Source organism: Rhodococcus sp. NPDC127593 (assembly GCF_042671975.1).
Lineage (GTDB): Bacteria > Actinomycetota > Actinomycetes > Mycobacteriales > Mycobacteriaceae > Rhodococcus_F.
Genome location: NZ_JBHXWI010000033.1, coordinates 93,126 through 116,160, shown reverse-complemented (window position 1 = coordinate 116,160; position 23,035 = coordinate 93,126). Strand labels below are relative to the sequence as shown.

The window sequence follows — 23,035 nt, the reverse complement described above, 5'->3', positions numbered from 1 at the left end:
AGAGTGTCCACTCGATCGCGGGGCAGGAGCTTGCCTCGGCTGACGTGCCGCTCACGCGACTTCTCGCTGCCGCCGAGCGCGGCCACGGCCAGCCTCGACTTCAGCTCGTCCACCAATTTCGTGTGCTCTGCCCGGTAGCCCTCCCGTGCAGTGGTTCCGCTCAGTGCCATCCTGCCGCCTTCTCGTCTTGACGCCCGTGTCGAGTGAGTTAATACTCGATAACTGAAACTAAGATAACTGTGATTAACTGAGTTGTCCAGACCGCATCCGAGAAAGAGCAAGGCGATGACCACAGACGTCGACGGTGCCGAAGCGCCGATCACGCGCCGGGAGCAGATGAAGGCGGATCGTCGCCGCCAACTGCTCGACGCCGCCGCCCGCCTCATCGCCGAACGGGGCTTCCTCGGTGTACGCCTCGAGGACCTCGGTTCCGCGGCGGGAATCAGCGGCCCCGCCGTGTACCGGCACTTCCCCAACAAGGACGCCGTCCTCGTCGAACTGCTCGTCGGGATCAGCACGCGACTGCTCGAGGGCGGGTCGCTCGTCGTCGCGGAGGCCGCCTCCCCGGAATCGGCTCTGGAGGGCCTGATCGACTTCCATCTCGACTTCGCGCTCGGCGAACCCGACCTCATTCGCATCCAGGACCGGGACCTGGAGAGCCTGCCCGCCGAGGCCCGCCGAGAGGTCCGGCAGACGCAGCGGCGGTACGTGGAGATCTGGGTGAAGGTGCTTCTGCAGGTGGACACGTCACTGGACGAGACGGATGCCCGCACCAAGGCGCACGCCACGTTCGGGCTCATCAACTCGACCCCGCACAGCGTCGATCCCACGACCCCCTCGCGCACCCGGAAAGTCCTGCGCGACATGACGATTCTCTGCCTGCGCCCGTGAGTACTTATTAACCGCGGGCGGTTGACAAGTACTCACGGGCGGCGAAGCCGCAGAAAGGCCCCGCCCTGACCGGACGGGGCCCTTGTCGTGACGGTGCGATGTGGCGTCTACACCCTGTTCTTGCTCGTCATCGAGGTGTATCCGAGGGTCAGCACGGCTGCTACGGCGATGCTGATGATCCACCGGATCCAGTCGATTCCGCCGGTGTCTCCCTTGTCGAGGAGCCCCTCCCACACCCAGTACCCGATCAGCGCACCGATGATGCCGAGGACGACGGTGATGACCCACCCCATCGCTTGCTTTCCCGGAATCACGAGACGCGCCAGAACGCCGATGACCGCACCGAAGATGATGGTGCCGATGATGTTGCCGACCATGGCCCTTGTCCTCTCAACACGCAATTCATGGTGCGAGCGGAAGGTCACCGCTCATTTCGAACATAACCACCTGGACAGCCGTTCGACAGGGCTTCGGCAAATCGTTGCCAAAAGGTTCACACGGCGTACCGCCGTGAAACCCGCCGGTTCAGCGAATACCCTGCCGTCGCAGGGCAACGGACACCGCTGCGGCACGGGTGTCGACACCGAGCTTCGCGTAGATGTGGACGAGATGCGTCTTGACCGTCGCCTCGCTGATGAAGAGGGCTTTGCCGAGCTCCTTGTTGGTCATGCCCTCGGCCAGCAGGGTGAGCAGTTCGGCCTCCCGCGGCGTGAGGGCCTCCGCGGGGCGCTGCATCTGCTGCAGTAGTCGCGACGCGACGGGCGGCGACAGCACACTCTGGCCGGCGGCCGCGCCGCGCACAGCGGTGAAGATCTCCTGGGGTGTCGAATCCTTCAGGAGGTATCCGATGGCACCGGCGTCGATGGCGCGCACCACGTCGGCATCCGTGTCGTAGGTCGTGAACACCAGCACCGGCAGGTCCCGATCGACCTGCCGGATGCGGCGAATGGCCTCCGCCCCGTCGATGCCGGCTCCGAGGGCGAGATCCATCGTCACGAGCTGCGGACCGAACTTCGTCACCGCAGCCACCGCCTCCTCCCCCGTGCCCGCCTCGGCGATCACCTCGATGTCCGGCTGCGAATCGAGAAGCGCTCGCAATCCGGCGCGAACGACCACGTGATCGTCGACCAGCAGCACCGTCACGATCGTCATGCCGCGGTTCCTCTCGCGCACGGTATCTGGGCGGCAACCACGGTGCCCTCGCCCGGCGCACTCTCGACGGTGAACGTGCCGCCCAGTTGCTCGACGCGACTGCGCATCGCGCGCAGGCCGTATCCGCCGCGCGCCGAGGGAGCTCCGGTGGGCGCGGGTTCGAAACCGGTGCCGTCGTCGAAGATGTCGAGGGCGACGGCGCCCGGGAGGTACGTCAACGTGACACCCACGGTCTCGGCGTGGGCGTGCCGGGCGATGTTGGAGACCGCGCTCTGGGTGATACGGAGTAGCGCGTGCGTCACCTCCGCCGGAATCGCGATCGGAGTACCCACGATCCGGAGCTCCGCCCGCGGGTGGTGGGTGCGCGCGGCAGCGAGCAGTGCCGCGTCGAGCGGCTGGGATTCCAGGTTGGGCGCCGCGAGATGGTGCACGAGGCTGCGTGTTTCCGCCAGGTTCTCGCGCAACGTTCCGGTCGCCACTCGGACGTCCTCACGCGCCCGTGCCTCCGTCCGCGGATCTGCCTGCGCCCAGATCTGCTCGGCCGCCTCGAGCCGGAGCAGGCTGCTGGTCAGTCCCTGCGTCACGGTGTCGTGGATCTCGCGGGCCAGTCGTTCGCGTTCGGCGAGCACCCCCGCCTCCCGCTCGGTTTCCGCGAGCCGGGACCGGGTCTCGGCCACCTGGCGGAGCAGACGCACCCGTTCCCGACCGTCCCGCTCGATCTGGCTGTACGCCATGACGATCAGTGCTCCGGTGCACAGCGGTCCCACCAGCACAGCCCACTCGGTGCGCCCGGAGAAGGTGAAGAACGCCAGCGATGTGAGTACGGCGAGAACACCGACGACCGGATACGCGATGCGGCTCGGGTAGGCCCTCGTGCACAGGAAGAACATGGGAAACGCGCACCAGGCGAAACTCGGCGCGAGCCAGACGAGCACCGCCCACGTCGTCAGGACCGGCCACACCCACGGTTCCCACGCGCCTTCCCGCCGTGCGACCACGGCGGTGAACGTGTACAACGCGGCGAGCGCGGCGATCAACGCGACCACGACGACGAACTGTCCGCTCACTCCGTGGTAGGTCAGATACCGCGCCGTCGATGTCGCGAGGAGGACGTAGAACGACACATGGATGGCGGTAGCGAGCGGGCCGCGCAGACCCGCGCCGTCCGGCCTGTCCACTCCGTCCACGGGTGTCGTCACGTCGATTGATCCTACGGATCTGCCGTGGGTCGCGGATCCACCGTTCGGATGATCTGCCGGGGCCGGACGGATGAGTTCGGGAGCACCGTCGGCCCGATGCGCTCAACGCCGCCGCCGAGCCAGGCTGGTCACGTCAGCTCGTCACTTCCCGAAAGGCCATCCGATGCGCACCCTCCACCGCCTGCCCCGCATTCTGGCGATCACCGTCCCATTCGCCGCGATCGTCGCCACCTCGGCGTGCGGCACATCCGCGTCCGCGTCCGACGAGGCGAGTCCGACGTCCACTCCGGTCGCGACCGCCGCCGCGCCGGCCCCGATCGACGGTGCGGACGGCGTGGTGAGCCAGAACCATCTCGGTATCGGCACTGCGCAGGCCGCCGCGCAGGCGGCGCTCGCGAAGTGCCAGGCCGACGGGCTCGGGTTCGTCACCGTGTCGGTGGTCGATCGCGCCGGCAACGTGCAGGCCATGTTGCGCGGGGACAATTCCGCTCAGCACACCGTGGAGGCGGCCCGCCAGAAGGCGTACACCGCTGCCGCGTTCGGTGCGAACACCAGCGATCTGAGCGAACGGGCCAAGGGCGACGGCGCGACGGTCGCCGACCTTCCCGGCACGCTGTTCCTCGCCGGCGGGGTGAGCGTGAAGTCGGCCGGCGGGTCGATCGCGGGTATCGGCGTCGGCGGCGCCCCCGACGGAATGCGCGATCAGGCCTGCGCGACCGCCGGTCTCGACGCGATCGCCGGGGCGCTGGGCTGATACCGTCCGCCGAGCCGGGTCAGGTGCGCCCGATCAGGTCGAGGGACTGCTCCCGCATCTCGACCTTGCGCACCTTGCCCGTCACCGTCATCGGGAACTCGTCGACGACGTGCACGTACTTCGGGATCTTGTAGTGGGCGAGCTTGCCGGTGCAGAATTCGCGCACCTTCGCCGCGTCGAGGGGTTCGGCACCGTCCTTCATCCGCACCCACACCATCAGTTCCTCACCGTACTTCGCGTCCGGCACCCCGATGACCTGGGCGTCGAGGATGTCCGGATGCGTGTACAGGAACTCCTCGATCTCGCGGGGATAGACGTTCTCGCCACCGCGAATCACCATGTCCTTGATCCGCCCGGTGATCGCGACGTAGCCGTCGGAATCCATCACACCGATATCGCCCGTGTGCATCCACCGTCCGGCATCGATCGCCTCCGCGGTCTTCTCCGGGTTGTTCCAGTACCCGAGCATCACCGAGTATCCCCTGGTGCAGAGTTCGCCCGGCGCGCCCCGCGGAACCGTCAATCCCGTTGCCGGATCGACGATCTTGACCTCGAGATGCGGACCGACCCGACCGACCGTCGACACACGCTGATCGATCGTGTCGTCCGACCGGGTCTGCAGCGACACCGGGGACGTCTCGGTCATGCCGTAACAGATGGAGACCTCGGCCATCCCCATCTGTTCGATGACCTGCTTCATCACCTCCACCGGGCAGGGCGATCCGGCCATGATCCCGGTCCGCAGGCTCGACAGGTCGAACGACGCGAAGTCCGGTTCGGCGAGTTCGGCGATGAACATCGTCGGCACCCCGTACAGCGACGTGCACTTCTCCGCCTCGACGGCCTCCAGCGTGGCTTTCGGGTCGAAGGACGGCCCCGGAATGACCATGGTCGCGCCGTGACTCGTACACGCCAGGTTGCCCATCACCATGCCGAAGCAGTGATAGAACGGCACCGGGATGCAGACGCGGTCGTTCTCCGTGTAGTGGCACAACTCGCCGACGAAGAATCCGTTGTTCAGGATGTTGTGGTGACTGAGCGTCGCACCCTTCGGGAACCCGGTTGTCCCCGAGGTGTATTGGATATTGATCGGGTCGTCCGAGGACAGGGCTGCCTGCGCAGCGGGCAGCAGGGCCGGGTCGGCGGCGTGCGCAGCCATGCCGTCCGACGCCAGCCTGCTCCACTCGGCACTTCCGAGCAGCACCACCATCTCGAGGTCGGGGCACTGCGGCCGGACCTCCTCGATCATGGCCGCATAGTCGGAGGACTTGAATTCGGGCGCCGACACCAGCAGACGGATACCGGCCTGATCGAGCACGTACTTCAACTCGTGCGCCCGGTAGGCGGGGTTGATGTTGACCAGCACCGCCCCGATCTTGGCCGTCGCGAACTGGATCAGCGTCCACTCCGGGCAGTTCGGCGCCCAGATTCCCACCCGGTCGCCCTTCCCGATCCCCCGCTTCAACAACCCCACCGCCACGGCGTCGACGTCCCGCCGCAGTTCGTCGTACGTCCACCGCCGCCCCGAGGGCCGGTCGACCAGGGCGTCACGATCGGCGTGGGCTGCCACGGTCCGGTCGAAGTTGTCTCCGATGGTGTCGCCGAGCATCGGGGCGTCCCACACGCCGTTGGTGTAGCTGGGAAGCGGGGTTGTCATCACTCTTCCTCTCCAGGAGCCCGTTCGGGCACCTACGGGACGGGCAGACCCGAAGGCCCTTCCGCGGTCGAACTTACTCTTGGTTGATGTGATCCAGGGCATACTGCACGGCGAGGGGCGCCGGTATCTGTGCGAAGTCCGGACACCCCTCGCCGGCCCCGTCAGAGCGCGTCGTCCTTCGTTTCCACCAGGGCTTTCGTGCACAGCAGGCTGAAGACGCCGAGGACGGCGAGCATCACGCCGATCGCGGCGCTGCCGTACGCGGACGCCAGGGGTGCGGCGATCAACGGCGGCACGGCGCCGCCGAGCACGCCGGCGAGGTTGTAGCCGAGGCCCGCGCCGGTGTACCGATACCGCGTCTGGAACATTTCCGGAAGCAGAGCGCCGCAGGGGCCGTAGGCGATTCCGAAGATGGCGAGCGTGACCATCACGCCGATCGTGAACGCGACGGGTGAACCCGTGTCGAGCAGCGGGAACAGCGCGAGCGCCCACACGACGGCCAGTCCGCAGGAGATCATGATGACCCGTCGACGCCCGATCCGGTCCGAGTACAGAGCGGAGACGACGATCGTGAATCCGAAGACCACTGCCGAGGCGATCCCGACCGTCAGCACGAACGGGCGGCTGAACCCGAGGGTCTTGGTGCCGTAGCTGGTGAGAAACGCTGTGCCCATGTAGAAGAACGCGAACAGTGTGGCGAGCGCGCCGGCCGAGAGGAGGATCTCCTTGGTCTGGTACCGCCAGGCGTCCATCAGTGGGAGGGTCCGCGGGGACGCGTCGGCACGGTCGGCCTGCTGGGCCGCGCGGAACACCGGTGTCTCCTCGATCGCCAGGCGCATGTAGAGGCCGATTCCGACCAGGACGGCACTGAACAGGAAGGGAATCCGCCATCCGTATTCGAGGAAGACCTCGTTGGTGTCACCGAGCAGGGAGCCGGTGACGAGGAACGTGGCGCTGGAGAGGATGAAGGCCACCGCGGGGCCGAGTTGCGGGAACATCGCGTAGAGGCCCCGCTTACCCGGAGGTGCGTATTCCGCCGTCAGCAGCGTGGCACCTGCCCACTCGCCGCCGACGGCGAATCCCTGACCGAAACGCAGCAGCACCAGCAGGATAGGGGCCGCGACCCCGATCGTCGCGGCACCGGGCAGCAGGCCGATCAGGAAGGTCGAGACACCCATCAGGACGAGCGTGGAGATCAGAGTTTTTTTACGTCCGATCCGGTCGCCGTAGTGGCCGAAAAGCATCGCACCCACGGGCCTGGCGATGAACGCGACGGCGAAGGTCGCGAAGGAGGCGACGGTGCCGGCGGTGGAGCCGAGGGCGGGAAAGAACACCGTCGGGAACACCAGGGCTGCGGCGGTGCCGTAGATGAAGAAGTCGTAGAACTCGATGGTCGTGCCGATGCCACTGGCGATGGCCACCTTGCGGACGCTGGTTCCGCCCTGGCGCACCGGCGTGGGGGCGTGGGGGGCGCCCGCACCCGAGTTGGAGACTGTGGTCACTCGATTCCTCCGTGGTCCGTGGGGAACACCCTGGTGGGCGTATCCCGGATGAGAGAAAAGTAGTGATCCGGCTCACTGCGTCACCACCCCCGAATAGGGGGGGTGGTGACGCGTGTCACGTCACTCGGCAGTGCCGGACGCGCCGAGCAGTTCCTTACGGAGCTCGATCCACACGGTGGCGTACGAGTCGATCACGGGTTCCGAGATCCACTTCGTCTCCCCCGCAGCCACTTTCGCGAGAGCGTCGGCGAACAGGTCCTGGTAGCGGGACAACCGGGGCACGAACGCCGACAGGTCGTCGAACACGACCGACGCACGACGGTCCAGATCGGCCAGCTGATCGGCGTCGGCCGAATCGATCAGTCCGACGAACTCCTCGTGGAACGGCACGAAGCTCTCGTACACCTCCGCAATGGAGTCCTCGTCGATGGACACCCGCTCGGCGTCGAGCTGATCCTCGAGCTCCGACAGTCCGGCCTCGGTGAGCCCGATCCGGCCGTCCGAGACTTCCTGCGCCTTGCCCTGGGTCAGCAGCGCGTCGTAGGCGGCCTGCGCCGACGCGGCGCTCACACCGAGATGCTCGGCCAGAACAGGCGCGCTGACCTGCTCTTTCAACCGGACCGCCTGCAGCAGGGCCAACTCGTCCACATTGCCAGCGAAGGCCATAGATCTCTCCTCGTCACACCCCGTCCAGGGCGGTTCTCCGCGGGCCCGGTCGGACCTGCCGCCCTTTAGATAACACGACTACAGTTCGAGGATCTCCGAGGGGGCTGCGAGCGCGTCCGCGCGGGAGGTGTCCTTCAACTCCACTCCGGACCGGCCCAGTTTTCTGGCGCCGGACACGAGACCCGCCACGACGCGGGCTGCGAGTTCGTAACCGAGCCCCTCGGGTGGGTGGATGTTGGACACGCAGTTCCGGTCCGCGTCGGTGCGTCCGGGGCGCGGGAGGTGCGTGAGATAGACGCCGACACTGTCGGCCACCGACAGTCCGGGCCGCTCCCCGATCAGCAGGACGAGTGTCTGCACGCCCAGTGCCTGCGCGATGTGATCTCCGAGGGCCACCCGGGCCTGGGTCGCGATCACCGGCGGCGCCAGCGAGTACGTCCCACCGAATTCGTCGACCAGCGCGGACAGCAGGGACACCCCGTGATCGGTGAGCGCCCGGGGCGACAACCCGTCGGCGAGGACGAATCCCACCTCGGCGGTTCCCGCGGGAACCGCGGACAGGTCTGCCGGTGTGCGGCCCAGGTCGGGTCGGCGCAGGTACTCGCTGCGGTCCGATGCCTGACTCGTGACGACCACGGGCCTGCCCAGGCCCACGGCCTCGACCTGCTCGGCCAGTGCCTCCGCGTCGAGCGGTTGGTGGACGGCGTCACGTGCGGCGGCGTGCGCGGACCGGAACTCGAGGACGCGCTGCGTGGGCAGGGCGTCACCGGTGCGGCCGAGACCGATACGCGCCTGAGTCGTGGCCCGTAGTTCCGCCCAGAAGTCTTGCACCACAGGATCGCTCATGGTGCCACCGTCAGCGCCCGCAGCGGCGACGCCGACGCGTCGACCGGCAGGACCCGCCCCGCGTCGTCGACCATCCCGAGACGGCGCATCCAGTCCTCGAATTCCGGTGCCGGCCTGAGTCCGAGCACCTGACGTGCGTACAGTGCGTCGTGGAACGACAGACTCTGGTACCCGAGCATGACGTCGTCCGCGCCGGGTACCGCGATGACGAAGGCCGCGCCTGCCACACCGAGCAGGGTGAGCAGCGTGTCCATGTCGTCCTGGTCGGCCTCGGCGTGATTGGTGTAGCAGACGTCGACACCCATCGGCAGGCCCAGGAGTTTTCCGCAGAAGTGGTCCTCGAGCCCGGCCCTGATGATCTGCTTGCCGTCGTACAGGTACTCCGGACCGATGAACCCGACCACCGTGTTGATCAGCAGCGGCTCGAGATCACGGGCCACCGCGTACGCCCTGGTCTCGAGGGTCTGCTGGTCGACGGGCCGGCCACCCGTGCCGAGGTGGGCGCCGGCGCTGAGCGCCGAGCCCTGACCCGTTTCGAGGTACATGACGTTGTCGCCGACGGTGCCGCGTTTCAGCGACCGGCCGGCCGCGTTGGCCTCGCGGAGCAGTGAGATGTCCACGCCGAAACTCGAATTGGCGCCCTGGGTTCCGGCGATGGACTGGAACACGAGGTCGACGGGTACGCCTTCCTCGATCAGGCCCATCGTGGTGGTCACGTGCGACAGCACGCACGACTGCGCCGGAATGTCGAAGCGCTGCCGGATGTCGTCGAGCAGGTGGAGCAGTTCCGCGGTGGCGTGCGGCGAATCGGTGGCCGGGTTGATCCCGATGACGGCGTCACCGCAGCCGAGCAGCAGGCCGTCGAGGGTGGCGGCCGCGATACCGCGTGGATCGTCGGTGGGATGGTTGGGCTGAAGCCGGGTTCCGAGGTGCCCCGGTACGCCGAGCGTCGTGCGGAATCCCGCGGTGACGGTGACGGCCCGCGCGACCGCGATGAGGTCCTGGTTGCGCATGATCTTGCTGACCGCCGCGACCATCTCCGGGGTGAGCCCCGGGGCGACGCGGCGGAACGTCTCGGCCGCGCCGTCCCGCGCCGCGACGTCCAGCAGCCAGTCGCGCAGACCGCCGATGGTGAGATGGGAGATCTCGCCGAACGCGATCCGGTCGTGCGAGTCGATGATGAGCCGCGTGACCTCGTCGTCCTCGTAGGGAACGACGAGTTCGTTCAGAAAAGTGCCGAGCGGGACGTCGGCCAGCGCCCATTGCGCGGCGGCGCGTTCGGCGTCGGAGGATGCCGCGCATCCGGCGAGTTCGTCACCGCTGCGGAGCGGTGTCGCCTTGGCCATGAGGTCGACGAGACCGTCGAACGAGTACCCGGTTCCTGCGACTCCGTGACTGTAGGTGGTCATTCGGACTCACGGGTCTCTGCCCCACCTCTTCGAATCTGGATGCAGCTCGTCAGGCAGATGCGGTGAGTGTGACGTCTGTTCATGTCGGTGCTCCTGACTACGGTAATGCTGTGGAGGAAATCGTGCGGTTCAGCTTTCGGCTTCGGCCGGGCGCGACGGCTGTGCGCGCGCTCGAATCGGAGTGGCATCGTTGCCGGTATCTGTGGAACGAGGCTGTGCGGCAGCAGAAGGCCGGGCGCAAGCCGACGTTCGCCAAGCTCGGAAAACTTCTGACCGATGCCCGCAGCCATGATGCATGGCTGCGGGAGGGTGCGCAGGTTCCTCAGCAGCAGGTCTTGCGCACGTATGCGCAATCTCTGAAGCACTCGTTTGCAGTGAAGGGGCGCGGGCGCCCGAAGTTCAAGACGCGCCGGGAGACGCTTCCGTCGCTCGAATACAGCTCCCGAGGATTTTCCTGCCGTGGCGGTCGACTGTGTCTGGCGAAGGACATCGTGATTCCGGTGGTGTGGTCGCGCGAGCTCCCAGCCGAGCCGACCTCTGTGCGAGTGCATCGAGATTCGCTCGGGCACTGGTACGCGTCGTTCGTGGTGCGACGCGAAGTCGTCGCTGCCCCCGCTGCCGATGAGGGCAGTGGGATCGGCATCGACTGGGGTGTGTCCGTCACGGCCACGACCACCAGTACGGAGTTCGACCTGCCGTATCTGGGACATCGAAAGCGCTGCGCCGCCGAGCTCGGCAAGGCGCAGCGGAAGATGGCCCGACGACACAGCGGCAAGCGTGGGCCGCAGTCGAAGGGATACCAGCGGGCTCGCAAGGCCGCAGCGACCTTGCAGAAGACGGCTGCTCGGCAGGCCCGGCATGATGCGAGGGCCTGGGCGAAAAGTGTTGTCGACAATCATCATCTGATCGCGGTCGAGGACTTCGCGCCAAAGTTCCTCGCCAAGTCCACGATGGCCCGCAAGGCCAGCGATGCAGCGATCGGAATATCGAAGCGGGAACTGATCGAGTGTGCCGCGCGGGCCGGCCGGAAGGTGGTTTTGGTCGCGCCGCCCGCGTACACGACGATGACGTGTTCGAGTTGTTTTGCGAGAGCCAAGCAGCGACTCGGGCTCGCGGAACGAACCTTCCAGTGTCGGGAGTGCGGATTCATCGACTGCCGAGACAGGAACGCTGCCAGGGTGATCTTGGTTGTGGCAGAACGGGGCCACACTCGTGTTGACGACGTCAGCCATGCGCATTCCGCCTTCGGGTCGAATGTTCATGCGGTCTGAGCGTGAAATCCTCCGCCTCCCGCGGGGAGCCGTTAATCCAGTTCTTCCTCTGCCTTCGCAAGAACAGCAAACTCCTCGTCGGGCGAATTGGCAACGAGGTGATGGCGGCTGTACAGGCCGAAGTAGGCCATGAAGGCCGCGAACGCGATGAGCGTCCACAACGCGGCGACCGGATCGACGAGGAAGGTGGCGATCACCGCGGCGGCCGCGATGACGAGCGCGAACGACGTGGTGACGATGCCGCCCGGCGTGCGGTACGGCCGCTTCATCTCCGGCTCACGCCTCCGGAGGACGATGTGGCTGACCATCATCAGCACGTAGCTGACGGCCGCGCCGAACACTGCCATGTTCAGCAGCATCGCGCCTTCACCGGTGAGCGACAGCACGAACCCGACGACACCCGGCACGATGAGGGCGAGCGTGGGCGCCTTCCGCGAATTGGTGATCGACAGGTTCTTGGGAAGGTAACCGGCGCGGGACAGCGCGAACGTCTGCCGCGAGTAGGCGTACATGATCGAGAAGAAGCTGGCGACGAGGCCGGCCAGACCGATGTAGTTGACGACCTTCGCCGCGGTTCCGTCGCCGAGCGCCTCGACCAGCGGGTTTCCGGATGTCGAGAGGCTCTCGGCACCGAGCGCTCCGGTGGCGAGGAACAGGACGGTGGCGCCCGTGACGATGAGGATGAGCATGCTGATGATGATTCCGCGGGGCACGTTCTTCTCCGGTTCGCGGGCCTCCTCCGCGGCCAGCGGCACGCCTTCGACGGCGAGGAAGAACCAGATGGCGAACGGGACGGCGGCCCAGATTCCGAATGCGCCGAAGGGCAGGAAACTCGACGCGCCCACCGCATCGGTCGCGGCGATGTCGGTGAGGTTGCTCGCGTCGAACAGACCGATCGCGGAGACCGCGAAGATCACGAGACCGACGAGCGCGATCGCCGTGATGACGAACATGGCCTTGAGCGCTTCGCCGGCTCCGGTGAGATGGATTCCGATGAAGATGGCGTAGACCGCCAGGTACACCCACCACCCGTCGGTGATCCCGAACAGGTTCAGTGACTCCACGTAGCTGCCGATGAAGGTCGCGATGGCGGCGGGCGCGATCGCGTATTCGATGAGAATGGCCGTGCCGGTGGCGAATCCGCCCCACGGCCCGAGTGCGCGCCGCGCGAACGTGTAGCCGCCCCCCGCGGCGGGAAGGGCGGACGACATTTCAGCCATGCCCAGCACCATGGCCAGGTACATGCCCGCGATGACGACTCCGGCGATCAGCAGGCCGCCGAATCCGCCCTCGGCCAGTCCGTTGTTCCATCCGGCGTAGTCGCCCGAGATCACGTAACTGACACCGAGGCCGGCGAGCAGCACCCAGCCGGCCGAACCCTTACGGAGCGTGCGTTTTTCCAGATAGCTGCTGTCTTCCGAGTGGAAATCGGCAGCATCGTGATGTTGCCCGGTTCCGGAATTCTTGGATGGTTCTACGAGTGACATTCCGTCCCCTACGTCGATCCGAATAGTGCCTCGCCCGCGCCGCTCGAGGAGCGGAGTCGGACGGCCGAGGCCAATGTTGAACGAGTTGTGTACACGTCGTGTCAGCGAATCATGACCACGACGTAAAAACCGAGGTCGTAGTGCACTGCGGGGCGCTAAGGGCCGGGGCGGCGGGCGGGCACGGGACATGCGTCGACGGCTTCGGCGACCACTTGCGGTTCGGGGGACGGCGCGGGCCTCCAGCCCTGCTCCCATCGCTGACCCACGATGACCTCCTCCGCGGCGAGGCTGGCGTTCTCCTCCGGGGTGAAGGCACGCGCACGACTGAGAAAGCGCATGCCTTCGGGACTTTCCAGGCTGAATCCCGATCCGCGACCGGGCACCACGTCGAGCACCAGCTGGGTGTGCTTCCACGCCTCGAACTGCGAACCGGAGATCCAGACGGGTACCGCATCGCCACCGTCGGGCCGGGTGGACGGGGTCTCCCCGACACCGAGACGCAGGTCGAGGACGCCGAGCAGCACGTCGCGGTCGCCGACGATGAATTCACCGTCGGGGTAACACATCGGCGCGGACCCGTCGCAGCACCCGCCGGACTGATGCATCATCAGTGGCCCGTGGGTACCGCCGAGGCGGCGGAGAAGCTCCACCGCCCCGGCGGTTGCCTTCAGGCGCTGAGGCGCCCGGGCTGTGTCCATCAGAAGAAGCCCTGAGCCTTCTGGGCGTAGCTGACCAGCAGGTTCTTCGTCTGCTGGTAGTGCTCGAGCATCATCAGGTGGTTCTCGCGGCCGATGCCGGACTGCTTGTAACCACCGAACGCGGCGTGCGCGGGGTACTGGTGGTACGTGTTGGTCCACACCCTGCCGGCCTGGATGTCACGACCGGCCCGGTAGGCGACGCCACCGTCCCGCGACCACACGCCGGCGCCGAGGCCGTACAGCGTGTCGTTGGCGATCTCGATGGCCTGGTCGTAGTCCTTGAACGACGTGACGGAGACGACGGGACCGAAGATCTCCTCCTGGAAGATCCGCATCTTGTTCTGCCCGGTGAAGATCGTCGGCTGCACGTAGTAGCCGCCGGACAGGTCGCCGCCGAGTTCGGCACGCTCACCGCCGGTGACGACCTTGGCGCCTTCGCCCTTGCCGATCTCGATGTACGACAGGATCTTCTCGAGCTGATCGTTCGACGCCTGCGCGCCGATCATCGTGTCGGTGTCGAGCGGGTCGCCCTGGCGGACGGCCTTGGTGCGGATGGCCGCCATCGCGAGGAACTCGTCGAAGATGTCCTCCTGGATCAGCGAACGCGACGGGCAGGTGCACACCTCACCCTGGTTGAGGGCGAACATCGTGAAGCCTTCGAGCGCCTTGTCCTGGTAGTCGTCGTTGGAGGACAGCACGTCGGAGAAGAAGATGTTGGGGCTCTTGCCACCGAGTTCGAGGGTGACCGGGATCAGGTTCTGCGACGCGTACTGCATGATGAGCCGACCCGTGGTGGTCTCACCGGTGAACGCGATCTTCCGGATCCGCGGACTCGAGGCGAGCGGCTTGCCCGCCTCCACACCGAAGCCGTTGACGATGTTCACCACACCGGCGGGCAGCAGGTCGCCGATGACGGAGATCAGGTGCAGGATCGACGCCGGGGTCTGCTCGGCGGGCTTGAGAACGACCGCGTTCCCTGCGGCGAGTGCGGGAGCGAGCTTCCACACGGCCATGAGGATCGGGAAGTTCCAGGGGATGATCTGGCCGACGACGCCGAGCGGCTCGTGGAAGTGGTAGGCGACGGTGTCGGAGTCGATCTCCGACAGTGCGCCTTCCTGCGCCCGGATCGCGCCGGCGAAGTACCGGAAGTGGTCGATGGCCAACGGAATGTCGGCGTTCAGGGTCTCACGGATCGGCTTGCCGTTGTCCCAGGACTCGGCGAGCGCGATGGACTCGAGGTTCTCCTCGATGCGGTCCGCGATCTTGTTCAGGATGATGGCGCGCTCGGCCACCGATGTCTTGCCCCAGGCCGGAGCCGCGGCGTGTGCGGCGTCGAGCGCAAGTTCGATGTCCTCGGACGTCGAACGCGCGACCTCGCAGAACGGCTGCCCGGTGACGGGTGTCGGATTCTCGAAGTACTGGCCCTTGACGGGCGCAACCCACTGGCCGCCGATCCAGTTGTCGTAACGCGATTGGAAGGACATGACGGCGTCCGGCGAACCCGGGCGGGCATACACGGTCATCGATAACTCCCTGGTGTCGTGAAACTCGGGTGGAACTGGGTGTGACTCACAACACTAGGGACCGTACCGTTGCAACTACGTTGCGTACTGCTGATCGAACAGATCGATCCTGGACTTGACCTGCGAATACAGGGGCGAACGCGGGTCGAGGCCTGCCAGGTACGCCTCCCATGCGGCGACGTCCTCGCGGCCGTGGACGGACGTGGTCCACTTGGCAAGCAACCGTTGATCACCTTCTCGAAGCAGCGCCGCCTGGACGCGTGCCCGCAACTCGTCGCGAAGGTCCTCGACCCCGGGCGCCTCCGACCCGGGGAGGACCGGGCCCGAGTAGACGTCGAGGGCGGCGGCGAGCTCACCACGGTCCAGGGCTCCGCGGACCTGCCGGACGTCCGACGTCAACTCGGCGAGCAGCCGATAGGGCCGCGAACCGAGGTTTGCGGGGCCGAAAACCTTACGCAGGCGGGACATCTCGGCACGAATCGTGACGGCGTCGAGTTCGTTCTCGTCCAGCAGGACCGCGAGACGGTCGGAACTCAGGCCTTCGGGATGCTCCGCCAGGAGCAGGAGGATCTCCGCGTGCCGCTGCGACAGCGGGATGCGGTCGGCCCCACGGACCAGAGTCGGCCGTCCCGATCCCAGCACCTCCAACCGCAGCACCGTCTCGACGAGCGGATGCGGTGAACGCAGCTGGTGTAGGCGCAACTCCGCCTCGGCGGCCGCGACGGTCGCCCTGATCAGCGAGAGCACCTCGGGCACCGCGACCCGCGGACCACCGGTGATGTCGATCGCCCCGACGATCAGTCCGGTCGCCGGGTCGTGGACGGGAGCCGCCGAACAACTCCAGTCGTGCACCGAGCGGCTGAAATGCTCGGCCCCGAAGATCTGCACGCAGTGGTCGAGCGCCAGCGCGGTACCAGGGGCGTTGGTGCCGACGGTGTCCTCACTCCAGTCGGCGCCCTCGACGAAGTTCATCTCCAGTGCGCGGTCCTTGGCGGACGAATCGCCCTCGACCCACAGCAGCTGACCCTTCTCGTCCGTGATGGCCACGAGCAGTCCGGTGTCGGCGGCGTCCTCGACGAGAAGCTTGCGGACCACCGGGCGGATGATCGACATCGGGTGCGACGCCCGGTACACGGCGAGATCCGCGGCCGCCAGATCGACCGCGCGGGCCGACCCGTCCGGGTTCACGCCCTTGCTGGTGCTGCGCATCCACGAGTCGAGGATGACGGAACGGACGGAACTCCCCTCACCGTCCGGGGCACGATCGGCGGGCGCGTGACGCTCGACGAACAACTGATGCGCCGACGACACCCTGCGCGCCAGCATTGCGACGTCGTCTCCCGGGCGCACGGCGACCCACGGATTGCCCCCGGTGGGCGGTTGACTTTGCATCGAACTCCTCCACGGCGTCTCTGCCTACTGTAACCCGCATCACACGGGCCTGTGTCGTCCCCTCGGTCACTCCTCCCCCAGGAAGGTACTGACGCGCTCGGCGACCATGACCGCCGTGGCGTGCGGCCCACGGCTCGGGACCACCGGGAACACCGAGGTGTCGGCGATGGTCAGTCCTTCCATTCCGCGGACGTTGCACCACTCGTCCACCACCGCGCCGGCGTCGTCGCGTCCGCCCATCCGGCAACTGCCGCACAGGTGCAGCGACGTCCCCAGGTGGGCGAGCACCGCGCGGTCGGACACCTCCCGGGACAGCGGTTCGAGCAGCGGACCGAGTTCCGGTGAACGGAGCAGTTCCAGTCCGATGGCCTGCCCCTCGCGCAGCGCCCGGCGATCGGCGGCGGATTGCGCGTAGCGGTATACGATTCGGGGACGGTCCCGGCGGTGCCCCGACGTGAGCCGGATGTCGCCCCGGCTGTCCGTCACCATGAGCCCGATCCCGAAGACCGGGTCGGGCTGCCCGGATCCGGGGACGAGCACGTCGAACGGCGCCGTGTACGGACGGATCTCGAGGTCGCCGACATTCAGCACCGTTTCGACGACCGGGCTCGTGTCGCTGCGGCGGATCGAGTCCCGGATACGGTACGGCAGAGCGACTTCGGGGTGATCGCTGAATTCGCTGCCGACACCGGGCACGTCGAGCACGACGGGAATGTCGTTGTCCTTCAAGTGTTCTGCCGGTCCGATTCCCGAAAGCATCAGCAGCACTGGGGTTTCGACGGGACCTGCCGCCAGCACGACCCGACTGGTGCGGACCGTGCGCCGCAAGCCGTCCGACTCCACCTCCACCCCGACGGTTTCGTTACCGGAGAACAGGATTCGGACGACATCGGAATTCGCTTCGACCGTCAGATTGGGCCGCTCCCACACCGGCAGCAGGTACGCCACTGCCGTGCTGACACGGCGGCCGCCGTCGACGTTGAGGGGCACCGGACCGACCCCGCCGGCGCCGGCGCCGTTCTTGTCGGGTTCCTCGGGATGTCCCGCGCCGAGCGCCGCGGCGCGAAATGCCGCGCTGATCTCGCTCAGCCGTTCCGCGGGCTGCCTGCGAACAGGCATCGGCCCGGTCGTGCCGTGCCGGGAGTCGTCGAAGTCGGCGTCACGCTCGAGTGCCCGGAAGGCGGGCAGCACGTTCTCGTACGACCACGACGCGGGCCAGTGCCGGAAGTCCGCTTCCGTCCCTCGGACGAAGTAGGCGCCGTTGACGGCGCCCGAACCGCCGAGGACGTGCCCACGCACCATGGCCGAGGGCACGCTCGGAGCCAACTCCACGCCGTACGTCTCCGCGAACGCGCTGCCCGGACCGACCGGCAGCGTCCGGTAGTCGAGCACGGGACAGTCGGAGACCGACCGGTAGCCGGGTCCGGACTCCAGGAGAAGAACCGATCGTCCGGGATTCTCGCTGAGCCGGGCAGCCACCACACATCCGCTCGAACCGCCGCCGACGACCACGACGTCGGCGGCGCGAATCGGATCGGCCACTACGACTTCAACCGGGGCTTCAATGCATCGAGGTCGCGGGCGGTGATGGCGCCCTTCCAGAGCCCGGCGCCGTACGCCACGTCGTCGATCCGCTTGAACACGGTGTGCCGCACGGGTCCCAGTCCCCCGGGCTCCCGGTGAGTCACCCAGTCGGCGACGCCCTCGGCGACGGCGATCGCGAGCGCGATACGGCGAATCCGTTTCGACAGCAGCACCGCCAGCAGTGTGATCGGCCAGTAGTGGCGACACATCGCGGACGCCAGCTGCCAGGCACCGCCGGCGAAGCCCTGGGCCGCGAGGATCGCGGCGATGCGGGTGGGCTGGTCGAGGCCCGTGAACATGCGGCGCAGGCGCAGCAACATCATCGCGAGCGTGGCGACGGCGCCGAGCAGGCCCAGCCGGGTACAGGTGGCGGCGGCGATGCACGCGAAGAACGTCCACGGCGACATCGACAGCGGTGGAACCATGCCCGAATGCCTCGCCGCCAGCGGCGCCGCACCGGTGCCGTAGAACAGCTTGCGGTCGAACCACTTTCCGAACGTCACACGGTGATCGTGCGCAACGTGGGCCACGGGCTCGTACCGCAGTCGCCAGCCGGACTCCTGGAGTCGCCAGCACAGGTCGACGTCCTCCGCCACGTGCATGGATTCGTCGAAGCCGCCGAACTCGTCGAGCACCTCGCGACGGGCGATCATCGCGGCGCTCGGGACATACGACACCGGGCCGCCGGACTGGACCGCGGACTCCTTGCGTCCGAGGTCGAGGGAGGAGCGGGCGTGCTCGTACCGCGCGAGTGTGCTCGCCTCGGGTTCGAGCGCCACGATCCTCGGGGCGACGAGTGCGACCGCGGGATCGCTGAAGTGGCCGAGCATGACCTCGATCCAGCCGGTGCGCGGCAGGACGTCGGAGTCGAGAAACGCCACGAACGGAGTTGCGGCGTAACGCAGACCGGTGTTCCGTGCCGCGGCCGGCCCCTTGGCCGTCTCGTGTCGCAGGACGGTGACGTGACCACCGCACCCGTTCTGCAGCACGGGCGCGACGATCGGGACGTCGGAGCCGTCGTCGACGACGACCACCGCGAGTCCGCGGAGCGAGGCCAGCACCCGGTGCAGCCCGGACGCGTTGTTCTTCACCGGAATGACAACGGTGACATCCCGGGGGGACGGAGTACTCATGGGGCGCGGGTTGGCGACCCCCGAGTCGAGGAGGCGGCGTGCGACGACCGCGGACTGCGGATCGACGACCTCGAGGTAGCCGTCTCCGATCATGGCCGCGGCGGTGGGCGCCAGCTTCAGCATCCGAGTCGGCGAACCGCCGATGAGCACTCGACCTCCGGAATATGCGCGTACCTTGGGGTCGATTCGGATCCCGAATCCATCGGGAAGTCGAGCTTGGCGCATCAGTCGATCGTATGCGGATCGGAGAGTGCTGGCAGGGCATGCCGGAAATTGGTCGCGTAGGCATGCCGGAAATCCGCCCTCGGCAACTCGAGGACGCCCGTGCGGGTCATTGGAGCCTCCCATCGGCGCCCGGTTCCGACCGGAGCCTTCCATCGGGGCCCGGTTCCCACCGGACCAGTGCCTTGGTGACTGTGTCGACGAGTACGCCGAAGATCTGCGCCCCCTCCGCGGCCGTAGCGTCCGTCGGGTCACCGAGCACGCCGTTGGCCGACACGGCGACCATACCGCCTTCGCGCAGTCTTGGCATCAACCTCGCAACAGGTTCCGTATTACCGGCTTCAGCCCTGGACAACCGCACCCGACCGGGTGAAAGGTGCAGCAACAAGGACGTTTCCGTACGCCCGGCATGGGCGTCCGCCCCTGGTACTGCACACGGCACCCAGGCCACGTCGCGGGCCTCGTACCGAAGCAAGGCGACAGCCTTGACCAGCGCGGGCCCGTTTCCTCCGTGACCGTTGACGAACAGCACGCGGTCGGCCCACCGGCACGCGGACCTGCCGTACTCGACCAGCACGGTCTCCAGCGCCTCTGCCCCGAGCGAGACGGTCCCGGGAAACCCCTCGTGCTCGCCGCTGGCGCCGTAGGCGATCGGGGGTGCCACCAGTACGTGCGGCAGCGCGCGGGACACGGCGTCGGCTATGGCGGTGTCGGTGTCGAGCGGCAGGTGCGGACCGTGCTGCTCGAGAGAGCCGACCGGGACCACGACCGTCGACACACGGGACACGAGGTCGGGCCACACCGCGTCGTCGAGGTGTCCGGAATGGGGCATCCTCCGATGCTAGGCGACGCGGAACCGACCGCTGCGCCCTCCTAGAGCACGAGGGCGACCCGCTCCCCCTCGATGACGGCGGAATGCGCGCGCCGCGGGGCCAGTGCGTCGCCGATGCGATGGACCTCGATACCGCTGTCGGCCAGGTCTTTCCAGAGCCCGTCCTCCGGTTGCTGATGCGCCGAGGACACCACCCAGTCGACGGTGAGCTGCCGCGACTCACCGGTCGGGTGGTGCAGGAGCATGACCACGAGCCGCCCGCCGTCGGCGACGCAACATCCGGCCGGCACCACGTCCGTCACCTGCGCGATGCCCTTGTCGTGCGCCCGCCGGTTCCATCCCTCGAGGTCCAGCGTGATGCCGAGGTCCTGGCCGACGATCATCCCCGGTGTGCAGATCGTGACGGCACACCCGGCGTCGGCGGCGAACTCCGCGACCGACGTGCCCTGATGGAATCCGAGTTCGTCGACCACCAGCACCGTCCCGGACGGACGCGCGCGGCCCTCCAGCACGTCCCGCACGTCCACCACCCGGTCCGACGCGCCCGCCCAACGCGGTCGGCGCGGACGCGCCCCGGTCGCGAGCACCACCACGTCGGGACATGCCTGCATTAGTGCGTAGGCGGTCACGTCGGTGCCGGTCCGCACGTCCACACCACGCCGAACGCATTCCGATTCCAGATCGACGACGAGGTCGAGGAACTCCCGGCGCCCAGGGACGACGGCAGCCGTCCGGACCTGACCGCCGAGAACAGTCGCGCGTTCGAACAACGTCACGTCGTGACCCCGCTGCGCCGCGGTCGCCGCGGCCTTCAACCCGGCCGGTCCACCGCCGACCACGAAGACCCGCCTGCCGCGAACGGTCGGTTCGGGCAACAGGACCGATTCCCTGCCCGCTCGCGGGTTGACGACGCACCCGAGCCACCGGCCCAGCCCCATGCGCCCGATGCATTCCTGATTGCACGCCAGGCACGTTCGAATGTTTCCCTCTTCGCCGGCCAGGGCCTTCGCCGCGAAGTCGGGGTCCGCGATCTGGCCGCGCACCACCCCGATCAGGTCGCAGTGCCCCTCGTCCAAGGCCTGGTCGGCCTGGTGCGGATCGGAGAATCGGCCGACGCCCACCACGGGAAGACCGACCCGTTGCCGGATGGCGTTCGGGACGAACAACGCATACCCGCGAGGAACGGCCATGGACGCCTCGATCATGTGGAGCGTCTCGGTGGCCATCCCGATGGACGTGTTGATGTAGTCGACGCGGCCGCCCGCCTCCACCAGAGCGGCCACCTCCACCGCCTCGCCGAGGCGGACTCCACCGTCGAACAGGTCCTCCCCCGCGAGCCTCACCCCGAGTGCGCGGTCCGGACCGATCGCGGCGCGCACGGCCTCGACGACCTCGAGGAGGAACCGGGCACGGTTCTCCAGCGATCCTCCGTACCGGTCCGTGCGCTGGTTCGTGGCGGGGGCGAGGAAACTGCGCACCAGCGACGAGTGGGAGCACTGCAGTTCGATCCCGTCGAATCCGCCTCGGACACAGTGCTCGGCCACGCGCGCGTACCCCTCGACGAGGGTCCGGATCTCCCGCCGATCGACCGCCTTGGGAACTTCACGGAACAAAGGATCGGGGACGGCGCTCGGCGCCCACAGCGGCCGCCGCGAGTACATGCTCGATCCCTGACCGCCGTTGTGGTTGACCTGAGCCAGGATCGGGACACCATGCTCGTGGACCGCGTCGGTGATCCGCCGGTATCCCGGGACGACCTCCGGCCGGTAGCCGGCGATCACCTTCTCGTACGGCCAGTCACCGGGATGGGTGGCGTGCTCCTCGGAGATGATCAGGCCCGCACCGCCCTTCGCGCGCGCCGCATAGTAGGCGGCGTGCTGCGCGGTGGGCAGGCCGTCGACGGCGTACCCCGTGAGGTGCGCGGAGAAGACCACCCGATTGCGCAGGGTCAGCGGCCCCAGGCGCAATCGGGTGAACAAGTGGCGGTACGCGGAGGTGCTCACACCTTGGTGTTGCCCATGTCGACGGCGACCTGACTGCCCGTGACCCTCCGCGAACCGTCTCCGGCCAGCCACAGCACCGCATCGGTGACGTCGTCGGTGTCGGCCAGCGGGTGCTCGGTGAGGATGGTGCCGAAGCTCGACAGATAGTGCGGGTGCTTCTCGAGTATCACGAGGCTGCCCGGATCCGTGCCCATCGGGGTCTTCACCCCGTACGGGTGAACGGAGTTGACCCGTATGCCGTATTCGCCCAGTTCCTTTGCCGCGGTCTGGGTGAGTCCGACGAGCCCGAACTTGGAGGCGGCGTAATTCGCCTGCCCCGGAAGCGGCTTGATGCCCGCGACGGAGCTGATCACGATGATCGAGCCCCCGCGACCTCCCTCGATCAGCGCCGGGACCGCAGCCTTCAACGTCTTCCACGCGCCGGTGAGGTTCACGTCGATCAGCGTCTCCCACTGCTCGTCGGGCATCTCCCAGAAGCGGTTCCAATTGCAGATCCCGGCGTTCGCGATCACGATGTCGAGCCGGCCGAACTGTTCGACTCCCCGGTCCACGACAGCCTTCAGTTGTGCACTGTCACGCACGTCCGCCTGCTCGGCGAGAATCTTGCCGCCCTCGGATTCCACGAGCCGCACCGTCTCGGCCAGGTCGTCCGGCGTCGCCGGCTCGTAGGTGTTGTACTCCGACACCGGCCCGCAGATGTCCACGGCGATGATCGCCGCACCTTCCCGCGCCAACCGCACCGCGTGCGTCCGCCCCTGCCCACGGGCAGCCCCGGTGATGAACGCGACCTTGTCGTCGAACTGTCCCATGAAAT

The 23,035-nt window shown here is 67.6% G+C and carries 20 protein-coding genes and 1 pseudogene; 3 read left to right on the top strand and 18 right to left on the bottom strand.

Features of this window, described 5'->3' with window-relative positions:
* Window positions 1-170, bottom strand: a pseudogene (locus ACFVJ3_RS28700) (methylcrotonoyl-CoA carboxylase); the annotation flags it as partial.
* Window positions 171-285: 115 nt separating this feature from the next.
* Here ACFVJ3_RS28700 and ACFVJ3_RS28695 point away from each other — a divergent pair.
* The gene (locus ACFVJ3_RS28695) at window positions 286-891 is read left to right on the top strand and encodes a TetR/AcrR family transcriptional regulator (RefSeq protein WP_378455280.1); all 606 of its coding nucleotides are present in this window, start codon (window positions 286-288) and stop codon (window positions 889-891) included.
* A gap of 107 nt (window positions 892-998) precedes the next feature.
* On the opposite strand, the gene ACFVJ3_RS28690 is transcribed toward ACFVJ3_RS28695, so the two are convergent.
* The 3 genes from ACFVJ3_RS28690 to ACFVJ3_RS28680 all read right to left on the bottom strand — a co-directional run bounded on the left by ACFVJ3_RS28690 (window position 999) and on the right by ACFVJ3_RS28680 (window position 3,242).
* Window positions 999-1,268 carry a GlsB/YeaQ/YmgE family stress response membrane protein gene (locus ACFVJ3_RS28690; RefSeq protein ID WP_005239513.1) on the bottom strand — a complete coding sequence of 90 codons (270 nt, stop codon included), beginning with the start codon at window positions 1,266-1,268 and terminating at the stop codon, window positions 999-1,001.
* A 148-nt stretch (window positions 1,269-1,416) separates the two neighbouring features.
* On the bottom strand, window positions 1,417-2,043 hold the full coding sequence (locus ACFVJ3_RS28685) for a response regulator (RefSeq protein WP_378455279.1): 627 nt from the start codon (window positions 2,041-2,043) through the stop codon (window positions 1,417-1,419).
* Window positions 2,040-3,242, bottom strand: coding sequence for a sensor histidine kinase (locus tag ACFVJ3_RS28680; protein WP_378455278.1), 1,203 nt, complete (start codon window positions 3,240-3,242; stop codon window positions 2,040-2,042). Before ACFVJ3_RS28680 ends, ACFVJ3_RS28685 begins: the two co-directional genes overlap by 4 nt.
* Window positions 3,243-3,405: 163 nt before the next feature.
* On the opposite strand from ACFVJ3_RS28680, the gene ACFVJ3_RS28675 reads away from it, so the two are divergent.
* A complete protein-coding gene (locus tag ACFVJ3_RS28675; protein WP_378455277.1) occupies window positions 3,406-3,996 on the top strand; it encodes a heme-binding protein in 591 nt (196 codons plus the stop codon).
* 19 nt (window positions 3,997-4,015) lie between these two features.
* Here the strand turns inward: ACFVJ3_RS28675 and ACFVJ3_RS28670 are convergent, their stop codons facing one another.
* The 5 genes from ACFVJ3_RS28670 to ACFVJ3_RS28650 form a co-directional block, all read right to left on the bottom strand.
* The gene (locus ACFVJ3_RS28670; RefSeq protein ID WP_378455276.1) at window positions 4,016-5,653 is read right to left on the bottom strand and encodes an AMP-binding protein; all 1,638 of its coding nucleotides are present in this window, start codon (window positions 5,651-5,653) and stop codon (window positions 4,016-4,018) included.
* Between the two features lie 161 nt (window positions 5,654-5,814).
* A complete protein-coding gene (locus ACFVJ3_RS28665; RefSeq protein WP_378455275.1) occupies window positions 5,815-7,155 on the bottom strand; it encodes an MFS transporter in 1,341 nt (446 codons plus the stop codon).
* A 120-nt stretch (window positions 7,156-7,275) separates the two neighbouring features.
* Complete coding sequence (locus ACFVJ3_RS28660; RefSeq protein WP_378455274.1) at window positions 7,276-7,821, bottom strand: hypothetical protein; 546 nt, start codon at window positions 7,819-7,821, stop codon at window positions 7,276-7,278.
* A gap of 78 nt (window positions 7,822-7,899) precedes the next feature.
* Window positions 7,900-8,667 carry an ethanolamine ammonia-lyase subunit EutC gene (gene eutC, locus ACFVJ3_RS28655; RefSeq protein ID WP_054245398.1) on the bottom strand — a complete coding sequence of 256 codons (768 nt, stop codon included), beginning with the start codon at window positions 8,665-8,667 and terminating at the stop codon, window positions 7,900-7,902.
* Window positions 8,664-10,076 carry an ethanolamine ammonia-lyase subunit EutB gene (locus tag ACFVJ3_RS28650; protein ID WP_378455273.1) on the bottom strand — a complete coding sequence of 471 codons (1,413 nt, stop codon included), beginning with the start codon at window positions 10,074-10,076 and terminating at the stop codon, window positions 8,664-8,666. The genes eutC and ACFVJ3_RS28650 overlap by 4 nt, the downstream gene beginning before the upstream one ends.
* Window positions 10,077-10,186: 110 nt before the next feature.
* Between ACFVJ3_RS28650 and ACFVJ3_RS28645 the strand changes: the two genes are divergently transcribed.
* Window positions 10,187-11,347 carry an RNA-guided endonuclease InsQ/TnpB family protein gene (locus ACFVJ3_RS28645; RefSeq protein ID WP_378455272.1) on the top strand — a complete coding sequence of 387 codons (1,161 nt, stop codon included), beginning with the start codon at window positions 10,187-10,189 and terminating at the stop codon, window positions 11,345-11,347.
* A 32-nt stretch (window positions 11,348-11,379) separates the two neighbouring features.
* On the opposite strand, the gene eat is transcribed toward ACFVJ3_RS28645, so the two are convergent.
* The 9 genes from eat to ACFVJ3_RS28600 all read right to left on the bottom strand — a co-directional run bounded on the left by eat (window position 11,380) and on the right by ACFVJ3_RS28600 (window position 23,030).
* Complete coding sequence (gene eat, locus ACFVJ3_RS28640; RefSeq protein WP_378455271.1) at window positions 11,380-12,834, bottom strand: ethanolamine permease; 1,455 nt, start codon at window positions 12,832-12,834, stop codon at window positions 11,380-11,382.
* Between the two features lie 155 nt (window positions 12,835-12,989).
* Complete coding sequence (locus ACFVJ3_RS28635) at window positions 12,990-13,532, bottom strand: DUF779 domain-containing protein (protein WP_378455270.1); 543 nt, start codon at window positions 13,530-13,532, stop codon at window positions 12,990-12,992.
* Window positions 13,532-15,055 carry an aldehyde dehydrogenase gene (adh, locus tag ACFVJ3_RS28630; RefSeq protein WP_005239499.1) on the bottom strand — a complete coding sequence of 508 codons (1,524 nt, stop codon included), beginning with the start codon at window positions 15,053-15,055 and terminating at the stop codon, window positions 13,532-13,534. Before adh ends, ACFVJ3_RS28635 begins: the two co-directional genes overlap by 1 nt.
* 75 nt (window positions 15,056-15,130) lie before the next feature.
* Window positions 15,131-16,447, bottom strand: a complete 1,317-nt coding sequence (locus tag ACFVJ3_RS28625) for a transcriptional regulator (protein ID WP_378455269.1) — start codon at window positions 16,445-16,447, stop codon at window positions 15,131-15,133.
* Between the two features lie 66 nt (window positions 16,448-16,513).
* Window positions 16,514-17,989, bottom strand: coding sequence for a mycofactocin system GMC family oxidoreductase MftG (gene mftG, locus ACFVJ3_RS28620; protein ID WP_378455268.1), 1,476 nt, complete (start codon window positions 17,987-17,989; stop codon window positions 16,514-16,516).
* Window positions 17,989-19,389 carry a mycofactocin biosynthesis glycosyltransferase MftF gene (mftF, locus tag ACFVJ3_RS28615; protein WP_378455267.1) on the bottom strand — a complete coding sequence of 467 codons (1,401 nt, stop codon included), beginning with the start codon at window positions 19,387-19,389 and terminating at the stop codon, window positions 17,989-17,991. The genes mftG and mftF overlap by 1 nt, the downstream gene beginning before the upstream one ends.
* A gap of 106 nt (window positions 19,390-19,495) precedes the next feature.
* Window positions 19,496-20,218: a mycofactocin biosynthesis peptidyl-dipeptidase MftE gene (gene mftE, locus ACFVJ3_RS28610; protein WP_378455266.1), complete on the bottom strand. Its 723-nt coding sequence runs from the start codon at window positions 20,216-20,218 to the stop codon at window positions 19,496-19,498.
* 41 nt (window positions 20,219-20,259) lie between these two features.
* Window positions 20,260-22,221 (bottom strand): mycofactocin system FadH/OYE family oxidoreductase 2, encoded by a 1,962-nt coding sequence (locus ACFVJ3_RS28605; protein WP_378455265.1) that lies wholly within the window; start codon window positions 22,219-22,221, stop codon window positions 20,260-20,262.
* Complete coding sequence (locus ACFVJ3_RS28600; RefSeq protein ID WP_378455264.1) at window positions 22,218-23,030, bottom strand: mycofactocin-coupled SDR family oxidoreductase; 813 nt, start codon at window positions 23,028-23,030, stop codon at window positions 22,218-22,220. The genes ACFVJ3_RS28605 and ACFVJ3_RS28600 overlap by 4 nt, the downstream gene beginning before the upstream one ends.
* Window positions 23,031-23,035: the final 5 nt, after the last annotated feature.